Source organism: Vibrio tubiashii (assembly GCF_028551255.1).
Lineage (GTDB): Bacteria > Pseudomonadota > Gammaproteobacteria > Enterobacterales > Vibrionaceae > Vibrio > Vibrio tubiashii_B.
On the sequence record NZ_CP117029.1, the window covers coordinates 1,895,798 to 1,913,923 of the forward strand.

15 protein-coding genes are annotated in these 18,126 nt (G+C 44.0%); 6 read left to right on the forward strand and 9 right to left on the reverse strand.

Annotated features, from left to right (window positions below):
* Positions 1–52: 52 nt before the first annotated feature.
* The 4 genes from LYZ37_RS08655 to LYZ37_RS08670 form a co-directional block, all read right to left on the reverse strand.
* Positions 53–1,207 carry an amino acid permease gene (locus LYZ37_RS08655; protein ID WP_272785189.1) on the reverse strand — a complete coding sequence of 385 codons (1,155 nt, stop codon included), beginning with the start codon at positions 1,205–1,207 and terminating at the stop codon, positions 53–55.
* A 415-nt stretch (positions 1,208–1,622) separates the two neighbouring features.
* Positions 1,623–2,249 (reverse strand): hypothetical protein, encoded by a 627-nt coding sequence (locus LYZ37_RS08660; protein ID WP_171321414.1) that lies wholly within the window; start codon positions 2,247–2,249, stop codon positions 1,623–1,625.
* Positions 2,250–2,374: 125 nt separating this feature from the next.
* Complete coding sequence (locus LYZ37_RS08665; protein ID WP_272785190.1) at positions 2,375–3,865, reverse strand: SulP family inorganic anion transporter; 1,491 nt, start codon at positions 3,863–3,865, stop codon at positions 2,375–2,377.
* 176 nt (positions 3,866–4,041) lie between these two features.
* Positions 4,042–4,509: a hypothetical protein gene (locus tag LYZ37_RS08670; RefSeq protein WP_272785191.1), complete on the reverse strand. Its 468-nt coding sequence runs from the start codon at positions 4,507–4,509 to the stop codon at positions 4,042–4,044.
* Between the two features lie 756 nt (positions 4,510–5,265).
* On the opposite strand from LYZ37_RS08670, the gene LYZ37_RS08675 reads away from it, so the two are divergent.
* From LYZ37_RS08675 to LYZ37_RS08685, 3 genes are all read left to right on the forward strand, one after another.
* Complete coding sequence (locus LYZ37_RS08675; protein ID WP_272240127.1) at positions 5,266–6,879, forward strand: methyl-accepting chemotaxis protein; 1,614 nt, start codon at positions 5,266–5,268, stop codon at positions 6,877–6,879.
* Positions 6,880–7,059: 180 nt separating this feature from the next.
* Positions 7,060–8,460 (forward strand): asparagine--tRNA ligase, encoded by a 1,401-nt coding sequence (gene asnS / locus LYZ37_RS08680; RefSeq protein WP_272785192.1) that lies wholly within the window; start codon positions 7,060–7,062, stop codon positions 8,458–8,460.
* A gap of 129 nt (positions 8,461–8,589) precedes the next feature.
* Positions 8,590–8,781: a hypothetical protein gene (locus LYZ37_RS08685; RefSeq protein WP_272785193.1), complete on the forward strand. Its 192-nt coding sequence runs from the start codon at positions 8,590–8,592 to the stop codon at positions 8,779–8,781.
* Between the two features lie 46 nt (positions 8,782–8,827).
* Here LYZ37_RS08685 and LYZ37_RS08690 read toward each other — a convergent pair whose 3' ends face one another.
* Positions 8,828–9,037: a hypothetical protein gene (locus LYZ37_RS08690; protein ID WP_272785194.1), complete on the reverse strand. Its 210-nt coding sequence runs from the start codon at positions 9,035–9,037 to the stop codon at positions 8,828–8,830.
* Positions 9,038–9,119: 82 nt separating this feature from the next.
* Positions 9,120–10,508, reverse strand: coding sequence for an aminotransferase-like domain-containing protein (locus LYZ37_RS08695; protein ID WP_272785195.1), 1,389 nt, complete (start codon positions 10,506–10,508; stop codon positions 9,120–9,122).
* Positions 10,509–10,695: 187 nt separating this feature from the next.
* Between LYZ37_RS08695 and LYZ37_RS08700 the strand changes: the two genes are divergently transcribed.
* The 3 genes from LYZ37_RS08700 to LYZ37_RS08710 all read left to right on the forward strand — a co-directional run bounded on the left by LYZ37_RS08700 (position 10,696) and on the right by LYZ37_RS08710 (position 14,102).
* Positions 10,696–10,995, forward strand: coding sequence for a hypothetical protein (locus tag LYZ37_RS08700; protein WP_272785196.1), 300 nt, complete (start codon positions 10,696–10,698; stop codon positions 10,993–10,995).
* 208 nt (positions 10,996–11,203) lie between these two features.
* On the forward strand, positions 11,204–12,694 hold the full coding sequence (locus LYZ37_RS08705) for an HD-GYP domain-containing protein (protein ID WP_272785197.1): 1,491 nt from the start codon (positions 11,204–11,206) through the stop codon (positions 12,692–12,694).
* 217 nt (positions 12,695–12,911) lie between these two features.
* Positions 12,912–14,102, forward strand: a complete 1,191-nt coding sequence (locus tag LYZ37_RS08710; RefSeq protein ID WP_239855686.1) for an amino acid aminotransferase — start codon at positions 12,912–12,914, stop codon at positions 14,100–14,102.
* Positions 14,103–14,161: 59 nt separating this feature from the next.
* Here LYZ37_RS08710 and LYZ37_RS08715 read toward each other — a convergent pair whose 3' ends face one another.
* The 3 genes from LYZ37_RS08715 to LYZ37_RS08725 form a co-directional block, all read right to left on the reverse strand.
* A complete protein-coding gene (locus tag LYZ37_RS08715) occupies positions 14,162–14,815 on the reverse strand; it encodes an outer membrane beta-barrel protein (protein WP_272785198.1) in 654 nt (217 codons plus the stop codon).
* 290 nt (positions 14,816–15,105) lie between these two features.
* Complete coding sequence (locus LYZ37_RS08720; RefSeq protein ID WP_272785199.1) at positions 15,106–15,486, reverse strand: transporter; 381 nt, start codon at positions 15,484–15,486, stop codon at positions 15,106–15,108.
* A 215-nt stretch (positions 15,487–15,701) separates the two neighbouring features.
* Positions 15,702–18,047, reverse strand: coding sequence for a helicase-related protein (locus LYZ37_RS08725; protein ID WP_272785200.1), 2,346 nt, complete (start codon positions 18,045–18,047; stop codon positions 15,702–15,704).
* Between the last annotated feature and the right edge of the window lie 79 nt (positions 18,048–18,126).

Genomic DNA, 18,126 nt, shown 5'->3' on the forward strand with positions numbered 1-18,126 from the left:
AATACAAAAATAGGCGCTAGTCAGCGCCTATTTCATCTTTCCAACAGGATTACTAAATTACTTGCGATACAAGTAAGAACCCGCCAAAAGCTAGCCCAAATATCATCATGGCATTACCACCTTCAGCAGCATAACGCTCACTTAAGGTCTTTGCTATTCTCAGTTTGTACACCATAGCAAGAGGGACAAAAACAGCCAGAAATACCAAGATAATTCCCGCGTAAGCCAGAACTGATAGGAACTGGTCAGCAGCCATAATTGCGCCGATTAATGGCAATACGAAGGTCAGCACATAAGTCACAACACGATTTTGTTTAAAGGTATCGCTGTTTTGGTGGAACAGTGACATTGCAACACCGAAGAAAGATGTCAGCAGCGCTAAACCTGTGAACAGAGATAATACAGTACCAATCCAAGGTGCATCATGCTCAAAGCCTGCCATCAGTTCAGAAACACTAGCGAACTCTTTTAGCTGCTCTGACGGCAAGTTCCCAACGACAGCAAACAACCAACACAGGTAGCAAAACAGTGGGATTAAAGAACCGAGGATGACCATGTTTCTTAGCTGCTTGTCTGTCGCTTCACTGTTGTAAGTCACCAAACTTGGGATCACAACCATAAAGCCAAAACTGGTAAACAGCACGGCACTGGTTTGAATCAAACCAACATGATCGTTGTTGCTCACTTGCGCAAGATTTTGCGTCGAAAACTCAGGCAGCAGCACCAGCAACGTAACCGCTAAGCTTGCGATCATAATAAAGAAAAGCGCTCGGTTAAGCTTATCAATCACGCCTGTACCACAGGCAACAATCGCACCCGCAATCAAAGTAAACAGAATTTGACTTTGAGTGAAACTAATCGACAAACCAAGAGCGGAAAGGCCCTGAGACAACAAGTCTGCTGCGCCAAGAATGTATGCCATCAATAGGCAAATGAGCAGAGCATAGAGCAGGCCATTGGAGATAAGCTGTCCGCCCTTGCCTAATGTTTTGCGAGCTATCGAGTTAAGTCCTAACCCGCCACCAGATTTGATGGTTGCTTCGAGCAAAAGTAATGCTGAATATGTGGTACCAAACCAAATCAGTACCATTAAAAGGGTCCCGTACAATAAGCCAAATTGGGCTAGTACCATAGGAATTGCAAGCATACCAGCGCCTAGCGCTGTACCAGAAATAATGAGCGCGCTGCCCAGAAGTTTTGTATTCATTTTCTCTAAAACCGTAAATATTATTTAAATTTTGAAGTTATGCGCTTGGTGCGCAGACGTACTGAGATAAGGAAGAGTCAATACGAAAAATAAAATCGAGAAAATGAATAAGGCTGCAAGAGGGTGTTGCAAAAGCGGAAAAGTGCCACAGAAGAAAAAAGAGAGGTTAGATTGCTAGAAGCGTTATGAGGCGACCCTTCAGTTGGCTCCAGAATCGGGGTAGTAATCTTGAAGATCATTAAGATGTCCTAAGTAAAAGACAATCCGTTGGAAAAAGCATAGCAAATCCTGCGCTATGTTATCTCGAACTGAGATAACCTCATCTTATAGGCTGAGACTATGATTGCAATGGGTTAGATTTTAACTGGTCAAATAACAACCTAACCCTACATTAGTTTTACGCCTGCTAGAAACACTATTCTTCCGTTGGCGCTACTCTTCCCTTTATCTCATTACCCGCATCTCGAATCAGATCAATGGGCGACATAATCACGCCTTTCACTGCTCCCTGCGTTGCTTGCTGAACAATATCTTGGCTTTTTTCGACGATCTGATCGGCTTTGACTAAAACAGGCGGAATTTCTTTACGCAGAGCTTGAGACTCCGCCACCACGAGAGGAACGGTTTCTAGCCTGTAACCTTCACTCTCCACCAGTACTTTGGGGATGACATGAGTGCGATACTGTTTGGTTTCATCGATGACCGATGGGATCACAGACTGGCGATACAAACTCACTTCTTCAACAATTGAAGGAATTTTTGCGTCAATAGAAGCAGCGGTTTTATTGGTTGCGTTTACTGCAGCGGTGACATCATCAATACTTTTCAATGCATTCGGAACAAGCTGCTCAAGCGTATCTGCGATGGCTAACCACTCATTTATCTGCAGGTTGTCTGAAAGCGCGCTGATGTCCTCAATGACTTGAGGGTAAGTTTCAACAATTTCACCGACCTTGGTGGTCATGCTATGAATGGTATAGCCTAAATAGAAGATTGAAAGCGCCAATACAAGTTGAATCGCCGAACCGATCTTTGATGCCATATGCCTACCCTGTTTGTTACTCGCTACGCTTTAATTCGATGAGCTTACACGTATATATTGTTTGGATATATAGATAATAGCTTGTTTTAGATACAAAAAAAGCCAGCGTTTAAGCTGGCTGTTAGTTAGTGCGTAATCGAGACCGCCATTAACTCCTCATGCTTGAGGAACATGGCATGTTTTCTAATCAGCCGCTCGCTGACTTCATTCATCCCTGTCACTTCGACTTTAGAACCCTTTTTCCTGAACTTAAAGACAACCTTGTCCAACGCTTCTACCGCTGTGTTATCTAAGAAATGGGCGTGAGTTGCGTCAATGGTGACTTTCGGTGTAGCAGACTCAAAATCAAACATATCGATAAATGCATCTGACGAGGCGAAAAATACGTTTCCACTGATTTTATGAACCGATTGGACATCTTCAACAATCACCGTATCTGAAATAAACACCATAGACTTGCTCGTATGTGCATAAAACAAAGCTGACAAAACAACGCCAACTAGGACGCCTATCGCTAAGTTGTGTGTCAGAACAACGGTTATTACAGTCACAACCATGGTCACATTGGTAGGCCATGTATGATCTTTGAGCTCAGCTATCGAGCGCCAAGAAAAAGTGCCAATAGAGACCATGATCATTACCGAAACTAACGCTGCCATTGGGATCATAGTCAACCAATCAGACAGAAAGACAACCATCAAAAGTAAACCTAGCCCTGCAACTAAGGTAGACAAACGGGTTAACCCACCAGACTTAATGTTTATCACCGACTGACCAATCATCGCACACCCTGCCATGCCTCCAAACAGCGACGAAACAAGGTTGGCAATCCCCTGCCCTTTGCATTCATTGTTTTTGTTGCTTTCAGTATCCGTTAAATCATCGACTATAGTTGCTGTCATCAGTGACTCAAGTACACCCACTATCGATAGGGCAATGGAATAGGGCAAAATAATAGTTAATGTTTCTATGCTAAGCGGAACATCTGGAATGAGAAAAGTGGGTAAAGAATCTGGTAATTTGCCCATATCGCCTATCGTTCTCACATCGAGTCTCAACGCTAAGGCAATGGTCGTCACTACAACAATCGCGACCAAAGGAGAAGGAACCGAACGACCTAACCCCGGGATGTAAGGAAAGAGATAAATAACGGCAAGCCCTATCGCTACAAGTACATAGACATTACTTGAAACATCTGTCAGCTCTGGTAATTGAGCTAAGAAAATGAGAATCGCTAAAGCATTAACAAAGCCGGTAATGACCGCCTTCGATACATAGTTCATCAGATTGCCGAGCTTCAAATAGCCTATCGAAATTTGAATCACTCCAGTCAAAAAAGACGCCGCAAACAGGTATTGAATACCGTGTTCTTTAACAAGGGTTACCATTAGCAGAGCCATCGCCCCAGTTGCGCCGGATATCATTCCTGGCCGACTCCCCACCAAGGCGGTAATAGCACAAATACAAAATGACGCGTACAACCCCACCTTTGGGTCGACCCCTGCAATAATTGAAAAAGCGATCGCTTCTGGGATAAGCGCAAGCGCGACAACAATGCCTGCTAAACTGTCTCCTTTGATGTTTGAAAGCCAATGTGTTTGTAGTGTTTTTATCATGAAATTCTCTTTGTAATGATGTCACTAACCCTACCCTGTTTAAGGTATCAGTTAGGTTGTTAAATCGATGAGCCTTAGCTCATTAAGTAAAAGTTAGAGAATCGTGTTTTTTAAGGCGGCGTAATTAACACTAGGGTTAAACTCCTCTTTTCATTGATAGGGCTACCAGATAACTCTTACAGCTCAGAGTTGTACTTAGTACTAAGCAAATCTATCTTGAACGAAAGTTGTCGGTACCTTGCTAATAGGGTCTGGGAATGACGTTGCTGCTCTAGTAAGTCAGCTAATAAATTTGCTTCATCGATCAGTTCATCAATCGTCAAAGCTCGTTCACCGTGGTTGATAGTAGGATTAAGGCTAGATTCGCCTTGTAGATAAAGATAGATATCGCACCAACGTGCATTTTGTTGGGGGGTTAACTGTTCACCAAGCCGCTCGAGATGCTCCAACTCGGATTCCAATTGTTCCCTTTCTTCGGTAGGTATTATTGATAGGCGTTTAGCTACGAGTCTCGCTCGTTGTTCATCGACTTCAGGGTTAACAAGGGCATGCTTTTTCCAGATTCGCTCGTCTTCATTCCACTTTGCTAAAGCGCTTACACCAACAAGTAAAATGAATAAAACAAGAGTTATCAGTGACTTCATTACTAAACTCCTAGTGTCGATGTGTGTTGTATTAAGACTCCTCTAGCAATGCATAACCGTTTTTCTAATGGACATATGATCATAAAATTCTCTTTTAACGCGTACAGTAAACCCTGCCAATACAGACATCTTAAAGTTCACTCGTAGTTCGGATGAGCGGGCGCTCGGATTATGTGTAGGTTGGGAGAGAATTGATGGTTAAGGCGGCGTAATTAACACGTGACGTTAAACTCCTATGATAGATTCAAAACAATAAGCCAAGTATGACTTCTGCGCCAATATAATCTGTCGCTAGGTTTTTATACATTGCGAAATTCAAAAACAATGATTGCACTTTTCCAATCTCATTCAGTCGAATTAACATACTCACGGCGCAACAGAAAATAAATATTCATAATCAACGAATTAACCATCGTCTAATAGCACCTCTCGTATCGTCAATTTTGTTCGTATCCACTTCTTTGCCAGCCCGTGCTTTACCTAAGTTGTATCCCATCAAAAGACTCTAAATAAGCAAAATTATTCCTTGACCACTACTTCTTATAAGCCACTATATTTAAACAAGTTATCATCACTCCTCAAGCACGTCGATTTTACGTCACTACGTCAAAGATTTGATTACACGCACCTTACATCACATTTACAATACCCTCACAGAGAGTGCGGTCACAGTATAAAATTTGACGCCTTTCTTCCTATTTGCATATAGGAGAATATGTTGATGTCTATTCCAATATTATAAATTTATATCCAATAATGCGCCTAACTATTACTACAAAGTTGCTCATTACATTGTTAACGGTTTTTGGCTTAGTCCTTGTAGCGTCAACAACATACCAATACTTGCAGCAACGCGAATTAATAAACTCTGTCTTGAGTGAACAGCTTCACGACAAGGCGAGTAACTATTTTGACAGCCTAAACATGATGATGCTGACGGGTACCATGGCTCAAAAAGAAACTTTGAGGCAAAAAGCCCTCGCTCAAGATGGCATTGAACAAGTCAAAGTTCTTCGAGCAGATGCAGTCAGTAAGCTCTACGGACCTGGGCAAGAGAACCAAAACCCTGTCGATGACATCGATAAACGCGCTCTTGCCGGTGAAATGATCATTGAACCTATCGACGCTGAATGGGGCAAAGGTATCGTGGTCGCTCTGCCAATGAAATCAAGCGAAAACTATCGTGGAACTAACTGTGTCGCTTGTCATATGGCGCCAGAAGGCGAAGTGTTAGGGGCCATTCGCCTAGAGTACAACTTATCCCATGTTAACCAACTCATTAGCCAACGCGCCTTTATCGCTTTGGCTATCATGTCTGCATTCGGCTTTGTCGGCTTTTTAGTCACAATGGGCTTAATTAGAAAGATCATTGTTCGTCCAATTCAAAAAACTTCCGGCTTTATGCAAAGCGTCAGTGAGACTAAAGATCTTTCGCAACGACTCGTAACAAAACAAACTGATGAGATCGGTCAGCTATCAGGTGCCATCAACTCATTTATGGATACCGTTAACCATAGCCTTGAGCAGGTTCAGTCGACTTCTCACAAAGTCGCTGCAAGTGCCAGTGAGTTAACGCAAGTCGCACAAGTCACCGACTCTGCTGCGAGTAACCAGCAAGCGGAAACTGCCGAAGTTCACGGCAACATTGAGCAAATGCAGTCGCAACAAGTACAAGTAGAGTCCGCAACTGAAGAAGCCTCAACTCTGATCAAACACACCACTCATATTGCCGAGCAAAGTGCCCGTCAGGCGCATGGCGCGAGTGACGAGATTAAGAGCTTAGTGACCGATATTGAGCAAGTAAAAGAAAGCATTGTTGAACTTAACGATCAAACTGCTGAAGTATCGAGCATCTTGGAAGTGATTAAAGGCGTTGCCGAGCAAACCAACCTCCTCGCCCTAAATGCCGCTATCGAAGCAGCGCGTGCGGGTGAGCAAGGCCGTGGGTTTGCTGTAGTCGCAGACGAAGTGCGCAACCTTGCAAGTCGCACCGCTGAAGCAACCGGCAGTATCGAGAACATCATCGCCCAGTTCCAAAAAGACAGCGAAGCATCGCTCTCTTCCGTCGATACTGTTTGTGGCACAGCGCATCAACGTTCAAATGAAATTGAGCTGCTTTCTCAAGCGATGAATGAAGTAGTCGATGAGATGAAACAAGCGCTCGCTCATGCAAACAGCATTCAGCAACAATCGAGTAGTACAGCGCACTTAAGTCATGAGGTCCAAGGTAAAGTTCAAGTGATAAACCAACATGCTAACCAAACCACCGAGTCAGCGGCGCAAACAAGAGACATCAGTATGAATCTTGAGCAACTTTCAGAACACCTAGAGCAGTTGCTGGCACAATTTACCCTTTCAACAAAGAAATAAGCGAATAATGGGTATTTTTGTTCTACTAAATGACAATAAAGGTTGAAGCATAATATTTGAAAGGTAATATGTTCCATTGAATCTATAGAATTCTATCCAACCCAATGTTTGCTCATTATTTATCCGGTGAGTATTGCAACATTGGGTTGAATTTTTACCTCAATGGAGAATATTGAAAACATGACTTACGCGCCTGTATCAGACGTTTTGAAAGGTCAGCTAGCAGTAGACAGTGAAGTAACTGTTCGTGGCTGGATCCGTTCACGTCGTGATTCCAAAGCTGGAATCTCTTTCCTTGCCATTTATGACGGCTCTTGTTTCGACCCGATTCAGGCCGTGGTCCCTAATAATCTTAATAATTACGAAGACGAAGTACTAAAGCTGACTACTGGCTGCTCTGTTGAAGTAACTGGTAAGATTGTTGAGTCTCCTGCGAAAGGTCAAGACTTTGAACTAGCAGCAACTGACGTAAAAGTGGTTGGCTGGGTTGAAGACGCAGAAACTTACCCAATGGCAAAAACACGTCACTCTATCGAATACTTACGTGAAGTAGCACACCTACGTCCACGTACGAACGTAATCGGTGCTGTTGCACGTGTTCGTAACTGCTTGTCTCAAGCGATTCACCGCTTCTACCACGAGCAAGGCTACTTCTGGGTATCTGCGCCGCTAATCACTGCTTCTGATGCGGAAGGTGCTGGTGAAATGTTCCGCGTATCTACGCTCGACATGGAAAACCTGCCTCGCACTGAAAAAGGCGACGTAGATTTCAATGAAGATTTCTTCGGTAAAGAGACTTTCCTAACGGTATCTGGTCAGCTAAACGCGGAAGCATACGCTTGTGCCCTAAGCAAAGTGTACACGTTCGGCCCTACTTTCCGTGCTGAAAACTCAAACACGAGCCGCCACCTAGCGGAATTCTGGATGGTTGAGCCTGAAGTTGCGTTCGCAGAACTAGACGACGTGGCTAAACTGGCTGAAGACATGCTGAAGTTCGTGTTCAAAGCAGTGCTTGCAGAGTGTCGTGATGACCTTGAGTTCTTTGCTCAACGCATCGACAAAGAAGCGATCACTCGTCTAGAGCAGTTCGTTTCTTCTGACTTCGCGCAAGTTGACTACACTGACGCAATCCAGATCCTTCTTGATTCAGGTCGTGAGTTCGAATTCCCAGTTGAATGGGGTATCGATATGTCTTCTGAGCACGAGCGTTTCCTTGCTGAAGAACACTTCAAAGCGCCTGTAATCGTTAAGAACTACCCGAAAGACATCAAAGCATTCTACATGCGTGCTAACGATGACGGTAAAACAGTTGCTGCAATGGATGTACTAGCACCAGGCATCGGTGAAATCATCGGTGGTTCTCAACGTGAAGAGCGTCTAGACATCCTAGATGCACGTATGCGTGAAGTGGGTATCGACCCTGAGCACATGAGCTGGTACCGCGACCTACGTCGTTACGGCACAGTGCCACACGCAGGCTTCGGTCTAGGCTTTGAGCGTCTAGTCTCTTACGTAACTGGTATGGGCAACGTTCGTGACGTGATCCCATTCCCACGTACTCCTCGCTCTGCGAACTTCTAAATCGAAGTTAACAACAGCAAAAGCCTCCGAAATCGGAGGCTTTTTTGTATCTATCAAATACGCAAATCCTCCCTGCTTGGATCATAATTAATACTGTGACGCAGTATGATCACGGTGAGGAAGATTGTTATGAGAGTATTCAGACTCGATGACTTGTCTTATAACGGAAGACACGAACATTCAATGGATTGGGATCATCCCTCTGGAAGCCAACCTTATTATTGGCACCCTGACTGGCTACAGAATGCCGAGGACCTAATGGGAATCTATCCTAGCGACTCAGATCCTTCTGTTAGCCATCCGGACAATGTCAGCAGCTAACTGCCAAAAAGAGGGCTAACCATTTTTGGGTTAGCCCTTTCACAACTCACTCTATGCTATCGGTTTTGGCTGCGTATCGAACTCCATATAAACAGATGGCAAACATAACAAATGGTATGGCTGCTGCCGTATATTCAGTCCACGCTAAAGTGGCAAAAGACTTCGCCAAAATTAGGTGACCAAACACCAGTAGACTCGCGCAAATTATCGCGACAAACACCAAACGGTACTCATGTTTATAACGTCGTTTTTCCATAACTAACCCCTCGCAATAGCAATGGGTTTATTTCACCACAGTTTGCTTCATGCCTAACGGTACAGTTGAGCCGAAAAACGCCCTAGCAGTTAACTAACTGCCCTATTTTTATGAGCGCGTTCTTAACCTGATCAGTCAGTTCGAAGGAGATGTTGATACGCATACAATTCTGAAATTGATTGTTGGCGGCAAACAGATTGCCATAGGCGATTGAGATGTCGGATTCCTTCAGCTCTTGGTAGATAAGATAAGTATCAATCATCGACTCAAACTCAAGCCAGAGAAAATACCCCCCTTCGGGCTTCTGCACGTAAACAACACCCGGTAAACACCTATCTATCAAGCTAAGATATTCTTTTTGCCTAGCATGCAATTGCTTACGAAGTTTTCGTAAGTGATTGTCATAACTTTCGAATTGAAGGTAATGAGCAACGCCTTGTTGAATAGGTGAACTTGCCGATAACGTCGAGGTGAGTTGTTGCTTCTGTAACCTGTCACTTAGAGTTCTATTAACCACCCAGCCTATTCGGTAGCCGGGACAAAGTGACTTAGACAGAGAACCGCACAACAACACTTGGTCTTGGTCATCCCAATATTTGAGCGGGTACGGTTTACGCTCCTCGAAATGCAACTCTGCATAGACATCGTCTTCAATCAGGTAGACACCGTATTGGTTTGCCAACTCAACCACTGTTTGTTTGGACGCATCGCTTAATGAGGCACCCGTCGGGTTTTGATAATTCGCCATTAACCAACAGGCTTTCACATCGTTTTGGCTAAATGCCTGTTCAAGCTGAGGTAGGTCTATCCCAGTTGAAGGATTGACGGGCACTTGAATTACATTGAGCTTCAACCGCTCTACAGCTTGCAAAGCGCCATAGAAGGTCGGCGTTTCAATCACAACCGTATCGCCCGGCTCACAGACAACCTGCAAGCTAAGATTCAGCGCCTCCATGGCTCCGGAAGTCAGCACGATATCTTCATGGGACACCGCAACACCATGAGTTATGTAGCGCTGAGCAATCATTCTCCTTAACGCTTCATTACCCGGTGGTAAATTTTGTATCACACTTTCTGCTGGGACTTTTCTACCCGCACTGGCTAAATGGCGGTTGAGAGATTGAAGAGGAAACAAATCCGGTGTGGGAAAGGCGGAGCCAAATGCGACCGCGGCTTGATTATTACTTTTTAGAAACTCGTAGAGCTCGTCATTGTATTCACTCCGAACAGTGGGCTGGGATCTTTCTCGTTGACCATTTTCTATGGCTGACGTAACAAAATAGCCAGACTGCGGTTTCGCCTTGATCCACCCTTCTGATTCAAGCAGTTGATACGCTTGTAACACTGTTGCCGAACTGACCGCAAAGCTTTTGCTTGCTGCACGAAGCGACGGGATCTTTTCCCCGGAACGCCACGTGTTATCGATTATCTGTTGCTTTAATTTTTCTGCTAATTGCTGGTAGCGATTCATAGTTCCCTCATCATTGCCCAGCAAAGATACCATAGTCAGAAGAATCATGGGCTTACAAGCTTCTCACTCTAAGGCTTTGTTTTTAGCGAACCCTGTTTGTAGAGTTTAATCACATTAAATATTAAAAACTCTGTTACATTTATCAGGTAATAGTGATCCAAACAACCTTACATAAGGGATGATAATAATGAAAAAATACGATTCGTCACATATCGAGTACAAAGGCGAAAGCAACGGTGTACATAGTTGGACAACACCTTCTGGCCAACCGTATTACTGGCACCCTGATTGGCTACACATTGCGGAAGATGCTACTGGCTCACACCCAAAGCAAGACATTGAAGTAACAGACGGTGAACAACCGACTGAGAAGCACGCTGCGAAAGCGATTCTCTCCTACCTGAACAAGTGGGCAGCAGAAAAACTCGGCAAAAATCCGGACATCGAAACAAACGCCATCGAATCTCAGATGAACCTTAAAAAGTAAAATTCAGCGCGCACCTTCTCGGGTGCGTGCTTGCTTCTTACCTGCTCTCATCCTAAACCTAGTACTAAAGTTGCAAAAATGTATCAATAGACGAAACAAATCGATAGAATGCTCGGTCATTTATTTGGTAGGCAAATCTATCACTCCGTTTTCATATTTGCCTACAGGCTAGTTTTCGTCATATTGATAATGATATAAAGGCTTTGACATGGTTAACTCACATTACAATGCGTCTTTGACCCTAAAGCTGTATGCACTTGCAGCTGTGGTTTTCGGTCTTTATGGTGGTCGCGTCTGTCCGATGTTGGAAACTCTAACATCTACCGAGCTCTTCACGCATGTGGCAGTTACATTTGGTGCTGTTTATCTGTTACGCCATTTTGTCCTTCAGCAACACACGCTTGTTCAAGAACAAAAGCACGCACAGTTAGATACCACGCTCATGTTTTTTGGCAGCTTGATACTTGCCACCTTCTATAACGTCTATTACGACTTTCCTCTCGACAGCAATCTTAAAGTTCTGTTTGGTATGAGCTTGTTCGGTTTCTTTACCGGCTTATTGCTGCAACTAGATTCTAAAATCAAATGTTTCGACAGCTTAAACAGCGCGGAGCGTTACCAATTTGAACTCAGTGGTGAACGACAATCTATGGTTAAACAGATGATTTTTCTCATTAGCTTGTTGTTATTCACATTGACTTCAATGCTCGCCATGGTTGCCGTAAAAGACATCTTTTGGCTTGAGCATAATCCCGAGCGAATATTAGATGGCACTGGCAAGATCAGCGTCATAAAAGAGTTTATTTATATTGCCATTGTGCTTGGTGCTTATGTCATTGCTATCATGGTTCAATGGAGCAAGTTAATGCGAAAAGTGTTGAGTGCTCAAGAATGCTCACTCATCGAAGTCGCTAGCGGCAACATATCTAAACGAGTTCCTATTTTCGAACACGATGAGTTAGGCTCAATGGCTTCACTGACCAACCAAATGCTTGATAGCTTAGAGTCGTCGCAAGATGAAGTAAAAACTACGCGCGACGTCGCCATTGTCAGCCTATCAGCACTCGCTGAATCACGCGACAATGAAACGGGTGCCCATATTCTTCGTACACAAGAGTATGTCCGAGCGCTGGCAAAACATCTGTCTCAGTTCGAGGAACATAAACCTTTACTGAATGAAAATTATATCGAGCTACTCTACAAATCCGCTCCACTGCATGATGTAGGTAAAGTCGGTATCCCTGACAATATCCTTCTCAAGCCGGGTAAACTCACTGATGAAGAGTTTGAAATAATGAAGCGTCATCCCGAAATCGGAGCCAAAGCCCTCTCAATGGCGGAAGGACAGCTTGGTAGCAACTCATTCCTACAGCTCGCTAAAGAGATCTCCTTAACTCACCATGAGAAATGGAACGGTAGTGGTTACCCTAACGGGCTTAAAGGGGAAGAAATACCGCTTTCAGGGCGATTGATGGCACTAGCGGATGTTTATGATGCACTCATTTCTGAACGTGTATACAAAAAAGCGTTTAGCCATGAGAAAGCAAAGTCTATTATTCTCGAAGGCAACGAAGTCCACTTTGACCCGCAAATTGTTGAAGCATTCCTCGCTATTGAAGACGAGTTTGTCGCCATTGCTCATAAATATCGAGAGCTAGAAGCTAAGGAAAACGAGCTAGAGCAATTGATGCACGCATAGTCAGTACTAGACCTCTTCATTTTTCTGCATTTAAAGTCCCTTTACTTCGAAAATAGAGGGACTTTTCATATTAAAAACTTGGCTTAAACGAAATCCTCACCAAATTACGACGCTTTTTTAAATTTTCTTCACTTTCGCTGTTGTTTCACTCTACGTAGAAAGGTATAAATAACCGAGTTACTTATACCTATCCCTTCGATAAACATGGATGACCATTATGTTTGAAAAAGTAGTCGCTGCTCCCGCAGACCCTATTCTTGGCCTAACTGAAGAATTTAAGAAAGATGCTCGTGCTGAAAAGATTAACCTTGGCGTGGGTATCTACAAAAATGAACAAGGTGAAACCCCTGTTCTAGCAACCGTTAAAAAAGCGGAAGCGGCACTTATTGAAACAGAAAAGACCAAGTCTTACCTAACTATCGAAGGTACTGCTGAGTACGCTTTAGCAGTTCAAAAACTTCTTTTTGGCAATGACGCTGAAATCGTTGCTAACAAGCGTGGTAAAACGGCGCAAGCTCCTGGTGGTACTGGTGCACTTCGCGTCGCTGGTGAGTTTATTAAACGCCAACTGGGTGAAGTAAAGATTTGGATCAGTAACCCAACTTGGGCTAACCACAACGGTGTGTTTGCCGCAGCAGGTATCGAGACTGCGCAGTACAGCTACTACAATGCTGAAACTAAAGACAAAGATTTCGCTTCTATGGTTGCCGATCTAGAGCAAGCATCTGAAGGCGATGTCGTTCTTCTTCACGGCTGCTGCCATAACCCAACAGGTATCGACCCAACAGCAGAAGAGTGGGAAACACTGGCTAAACTTGTTGCAGACAAAAAACTTCTTCCACTTTTCGACTTTGCTTACCAAGGTTTTGCTAAAGGCGTTGAAGAAGATGCAGCGGGTCTTCGTATCTTTGCTCAGTACAACAAAGAGATTCTAGTCGCGAGCTCTTTCTCAAAGAACTTCGGCCTATACAACGAGCGCGTAGGTGCATTCACACTTGTCGCAGAGTCAGAAGAAGTGGCAACGACAGCCTTCTCGCAAGTTAAAGCAATCATTCGCTCAATCTACTCTAACCCACCAGCACACGGCAGCGCAGTCGTAACTCACATCCTGAACAATGCCGATCTACGTGCAGAGTGGGAAGCTGAAGTGAAAGAGATGCGTGATCGTATTCAGGAAATGCGTGAACTGTTCGTGGCAACACTTAAAGAACAAGGCGTTGATGCTGACTTTAGCTTTATCGAACGTCAAAATGGCATGTTCTCATTCTCTGGCCTGACTAAAGAGCAAGTTACTCGTCTTAAAGAGGAATTCGCAATTTACATCGTAGGTTCTGGTCGCATCAGCGTAGCGGGTATGACGAAAGCTAACATGCTTCCACTTTGTAAAGGTATTGCAGCGGTTCTATAACAGCTTACTTTCAAATACGAAAAAGCCAGCTATATAGCTGGCTTTTTACTTCTATTGATTTAGAAAAGGTATCTGAGAGATATGCCTCCCTCATTGGTGGTTGCACTACCTTTGATTCTTGCGGTTTCAAAGTCGCCGTCACGATGGGTATAAAAAGCACCTACCGTAAATCGCTCTGCGAATTTATAGTCAGCTCTTACGTTAAACAGCGTTTCTTCTAGCAAGTCTGTGTAGTTAAACTCACCTCGTCCTGCCAACTCCCATTTCTCAGTCAGCGCATACTTAAGCTCTAAACTCGCACCAATCGAAGGTTTGCTATCGCTAAACAACTTTTCTTCGGTACTATCAAGAGTTTGTTTTGCCCACAAATAGCCTACTTTCGCTGTCGCGATAACATCTAGCTTTTCCATAACAGGGTAACGATAAGCAACGCCTGGTAACAAAGTATAGAGCTCTGTTGTAACATCTTTCGGATGTATAAACCTTGCAGAGTAGTCGAGCGTAAATAGAATGTTATCGCTCCATACATAGTTACCACCCACCGCTAGAGCAGTCGCATTGTTATCACTGCCCAAACTTTCATTTAGCGACCCGGAGCTTAAATCTGCGTAGAGGAAATCATAGTTTAGTTCGTTTATTTTATTGGGTTCTGCGGCATGCACCGAGCTAGCAAAGAGTAAAGGGGCTAATATCCAACGGTACTTCAATTCCATTATGACCTCTTAAGTCCATATACTACACAAGTTAACGGCGGCAAACTTTCCTATATCAAGGTAAGATTAGCAGCCAATTTTCCCTACCAGAATCCGCGTCAGATACTGGGTATGTGATTTATATTGATAAGAAAATATAGAACAAGTAACCGTCAAGTTACTGAATAAATTGTGAGAATTATGATCTTGTACGAGTTCATTTGCTCATATAGCGAAAAAGATCTCATGTGAGATCTTTTTCAAATACTATCAGGCATCAGTATGAGTGGTGGTTTGGTAAAAAGATGACCCTATTGCAGTTTGATAAATAGCTCGTCTTGAGACAAGGGTTTTATGTCCGCTTTCGATTTAGCTTTCAGTCGTTCTAGTAGTTCTACATCCAATTCATAAGGCATAACGAGCTTGAGTTCTTCCACCCCTTCACTCTTTGCCAACTGAAGCAGCGTAGCAATATTTGATTCATCACTACGATTCGCCGATAGCGACTTCATAGCTTGATCCCACAATCGATCTTCAACCGATAGCGTATCTTTTATCGTATTCTTCCAAGCAAGGCTGAATATCGGAGCAAATGTGCTCATCGCTTCCAAGAAAGTCCATTTCTTACTACAGGAAGCGCCGAGAAAAGAAGTATAGTCGAATACAACACTTGTCTTGCCTAGATGTTCCATATCATCCCCCGTAATATCGGCAACACAGTGTACTCAATATCCTAGATCAAACTGGTTATAGCAATAGGATATAAAACAATAGTCTTTTATACCCTAATTCTGTTTTAAAAAGCTATATAAAAACCAATGCGGTAACAAAATGTGTACAATAAAATGATATAAGGAACCGGTTGCTTAATATTTTGGATACCAAATAATATCTTGTTCCCTAAACACTATTTTATATCAACAATCTTGCTCGCTTTTTTGTACTGAATTCTCCAGCCCTTCCAGTTCGGTAACTCCCAACGTTTTGGATACCCTTTACGCAGTCCATCGCGGTGTATGACATAAACCAGCTTTTTCCTAGCGTGGTATTCAACATCGAGATTAAGATCACCCAATGCGAGTTCAAAAGGATACGCACTGGCGAAGTCCTCGTACTCCCAATAAGGTATTCCTTCAAAGACAAAATCATCGGCGCTAAACAGCTCAAGCTCACTGACATCATCCAATTCAAGTAAGGTAAGCTGCTCTGTAAACCAACTTTCAAAGTTTAGCTCATCAAGGTTAGCATCCGATGTCCCAAGCCCTAGCGCGAGATACAGTTTCCAGTGCTCAATTTGTTTGTGACGAATTTCTGCAAACCCAGGTAGAAATTGGTTGGCAATGACGGCTTCCAGCATAGGCTGGATGGCAAGTTCTCCTTGAGCCATTTCATGTCGAGTAGCAATAACTCTTCCCGCATAGTTCAATCTCATCTCGACCATTGGCTGTTCATCGACCGTTATCACCTCTCCCTGTTGCCACTCACCTAAACCAATCTCACTAAGCGCGTTAAGTGCAATAGGCATAGTAAAGGTGGCTAAATTGAGGGTTTGCTTCACGCCTCTCCCCGGCAAGCTATGAGTATCGAGGACAAGCGCAGCTTCATTCTTAGATGGAAAACGACTCTCTCGACCCAAAATAACTTCCATCTCACCGTTGGCCATGGCTTCTTTTCGCTTCAATCTGCGTACAAAAACGAGTTCAGGATGTAAGCGAGCAATTGCCTCAACCAGTTCTTGATTTGAATAACGCGAAGCTACACTGAGTTGAGGTAATTCAAACACTTCTCGCATTTGAGCTGAAAGTGCTCTTGCTTCTTTTACAACATCAGCGTCTAACTTGATCCCAGAGAACTGCTCTCCCCTAAGGATTCCGATAGCAAGTTGACCATCACAGCCCCATGGCTCTTCTTTCTCTAACTTTTCTCTTTCTTCTTCGTTGCTAGACAAGCGATACAAGTTGGCTGGCGTCGCCAATACAGAAGTTAGATCAACCATCGCCTCTTGCAGAGCTTTAGAAGGCATTCGAGTGACTAAGTCGGCGTATAAAGCGTCAATAGGTAAAGGGTAAATCCGCTGACCATGTTCCGTAGCCGTACCAACATCATTGACTGCCCCCATCGCAGTGAGTATTTCATTCGCTTGGTTGAGGGAGCGCTCAGGCAATAACTCCAAGAAATTTAGCTGCGCTAACGCCTTACCACAACTTGCAGACGCGAGCATGGCTTCGGTTAGTGACTCTCGGTGCATCTCCGGCGGCGTCACTTCTGTCAATGCAGCATGTTCACCATATAAACGAATACAGATACCATCCATAACTCGCCCTGCACGCCCACTACGCTGCTTAGCACTTGCTTTGGAAATGTGCTTTAAACTTAGAGCGGTTCGCCCATTACGCTGTTCTGTTCTTCGTTCTAGTCCTGAATCAATAACCGCTACTATGTTGGGAATAGTCAGTGACGTCTCCGCGACATTGGTCGCTAACACCACTTTTTTATAGGCTTGAGTATTAAGTGCGACTTCTCGCTGCTCATCGGTAACCGAGGCATGAAGCGGAACAGTAACTAAGCCTTCAATTCCCGCCAGCTTACTCTGACATTGACTGATCTCTTTTCTACCCGGAAGAAACACCAAAATATCCCCGTCAACATCGCTGAGCGCCAACACTTCTTGCTTTACTTTTTCATCAAGGCTTCTCGCATCAGGAAGCTGCCTTGAGTCGCCTGCTCGATACCCTATTGAGACATCGAAGTTACGCCCCTCGGCATACATACGCTTCGCGCCGATGTAATTGGCCAGCTTTTCACCCTCAATGGTGGCGGATGTGACGACTAATCTGTGCGTCTGGCTATCTTTAAGCAAAGCGACCAACAAATCGGTATCCCAGCGGCGCTCATGAAACTCATCGACGATTACCGTATCAAAGCCCTCAAGCTTATTCTCCGAAAACCAACGTAACGCGACTCCGGGCGTCACAAAGACGACTTGCGTGTTTTCATCAAAGCGGCTTTCCAACTTAATCGCGTACCCAACTGACTGTCCCAATGGTTGGTTACTTTGCTCAGAGAGAAACTGAGCCAATGAGGTACAAGCGATGCGTCGTGGCTCGATCACCAGAACCCTGCCTTGCTGCGCCGCCCAAATGGGTAAACGCGTCGACTTACCCGATCCTGTCTCTGCTTCTACGATGAGATGATGAGCGGAAAGCTGGGATAAAAATTCGGTTTTCAGGGTATCTATCGGTAGGCTAGTCATGATTTACGCGTGGGTAGTGCTAAAGCATGAAATTATATACGCAATCTTTGCCAGAATGCAGGAATATTCAGTTTACAAT

Excerpts from the sequence above, each read along its gene's own strand:
- LYZ37_RS08660 (WP_171321414.1), bottom strand. The coding sequence starts at position 2,249 with ATGGCATCAAAGATCGGTTCGGCGATTCAACTTGTATTGGCGCTTTCA.
- asnS (WP_272785192.1), top strand. The coding sequence starts at position 7,060 with ATGACTTACGCGCCTGTATCAGACGTTTTGAAAGGTCAGCTAGCAGTA.
- LYZ37_RS08685 (WP_272785193.1), top strand. The coding sequence starts at position 8,590 with ATGAGAGTATTCAGACTCGATGACTTGTCTTATAACGGAAGACACGAA.
- LYZ37_RS08670 (WP_272785191.1), bottom strand. The coding sequence starts at position 4,509 with ATGAAGTCACTGATAACTCTTGTTTTATTCATTTTACTTGTTGGTGTA.
- LYZ37_RS08705 (WP_272785197.1), top strand. The coding sequence starts at position 11,204 with ATGGTTAACTCACATTACAATGCGTCTTTGACCCTAAAGCTGTATGCA.
- LYZ37_RS08655 (WP_272785189.1), bottom strand. The coding sequence starts at position 1,207 with ATGAATACAAAACTTCTGGGCAGCGCGCTCATTATTTCTGGTACAGCG.
- LYZ37_RS08720 (WP_272785199.1), bottom strand. The coding sequence starts at position 15,486 with ATGGAACATCTAGGCAAGACAAGTGTTGTATTCGACTATACTTCTTTT.
- LYZ37_RS08700 (WP_272785196.1), top strand. The coding sequence starts at position 10,696 with ATGAAAAAATACGATTCGTCACATATCGAGTACAAAGGCGAAAGCAAC.
- LYZ37_RS08690 (WP_272785194.1), bottom strand. The coding sequence starts at position 9,037 with ATGGAAAAACGACGTTATAAACATGAGTACCGTTTGGTGTTTGTCGCG.
- LYZ37_RS08675 (WP_272240127.1), top strand. The coding sequence starts at position 5,266 with ATGCGCCTAACTATTACTACAAAGTTGCTCATTACATTGTTAACGGTT.
- LYZ37_RS08665 (WP_272785190.1), bottom strand. The coding sequence starts at position 3,865 with ATGATAAAAACACTACAAACACATTGGCTTTCAAACATCAAAGGAGAC.
- LYZ37_RS08695 (WP_272785195.1), bottom strand. The coding sequence starts at position 10,508 with ATGAATCGCTACCAGCAATTAGCAGAAAAATTAAAGCAACAGATAATC.
- LYZ37_RS08715 (WP_272785198.1), bottom strand. The coding sequence starts at position 14,815 with ATGGAATTGAAGTACCGTTGGATATTAGCCCCTTTACTCTTTGCTAGC.
- LYZ37_RS08710 (WP_239855686.1), top strand. The coding sequence starts at position 12,912 with ATGTTTGAAAAAGTAGTCGCTGCTCCCGCAGACCCTATTCTTGGCCTA.
- LYZ37_RS08725 (WP_272785200.1), bottom strand. The coding sequence starts at position 18,047 with ATGACTAGCCTACCGATAGATACCCTGAAAACCGAATTTTTATCCCAG.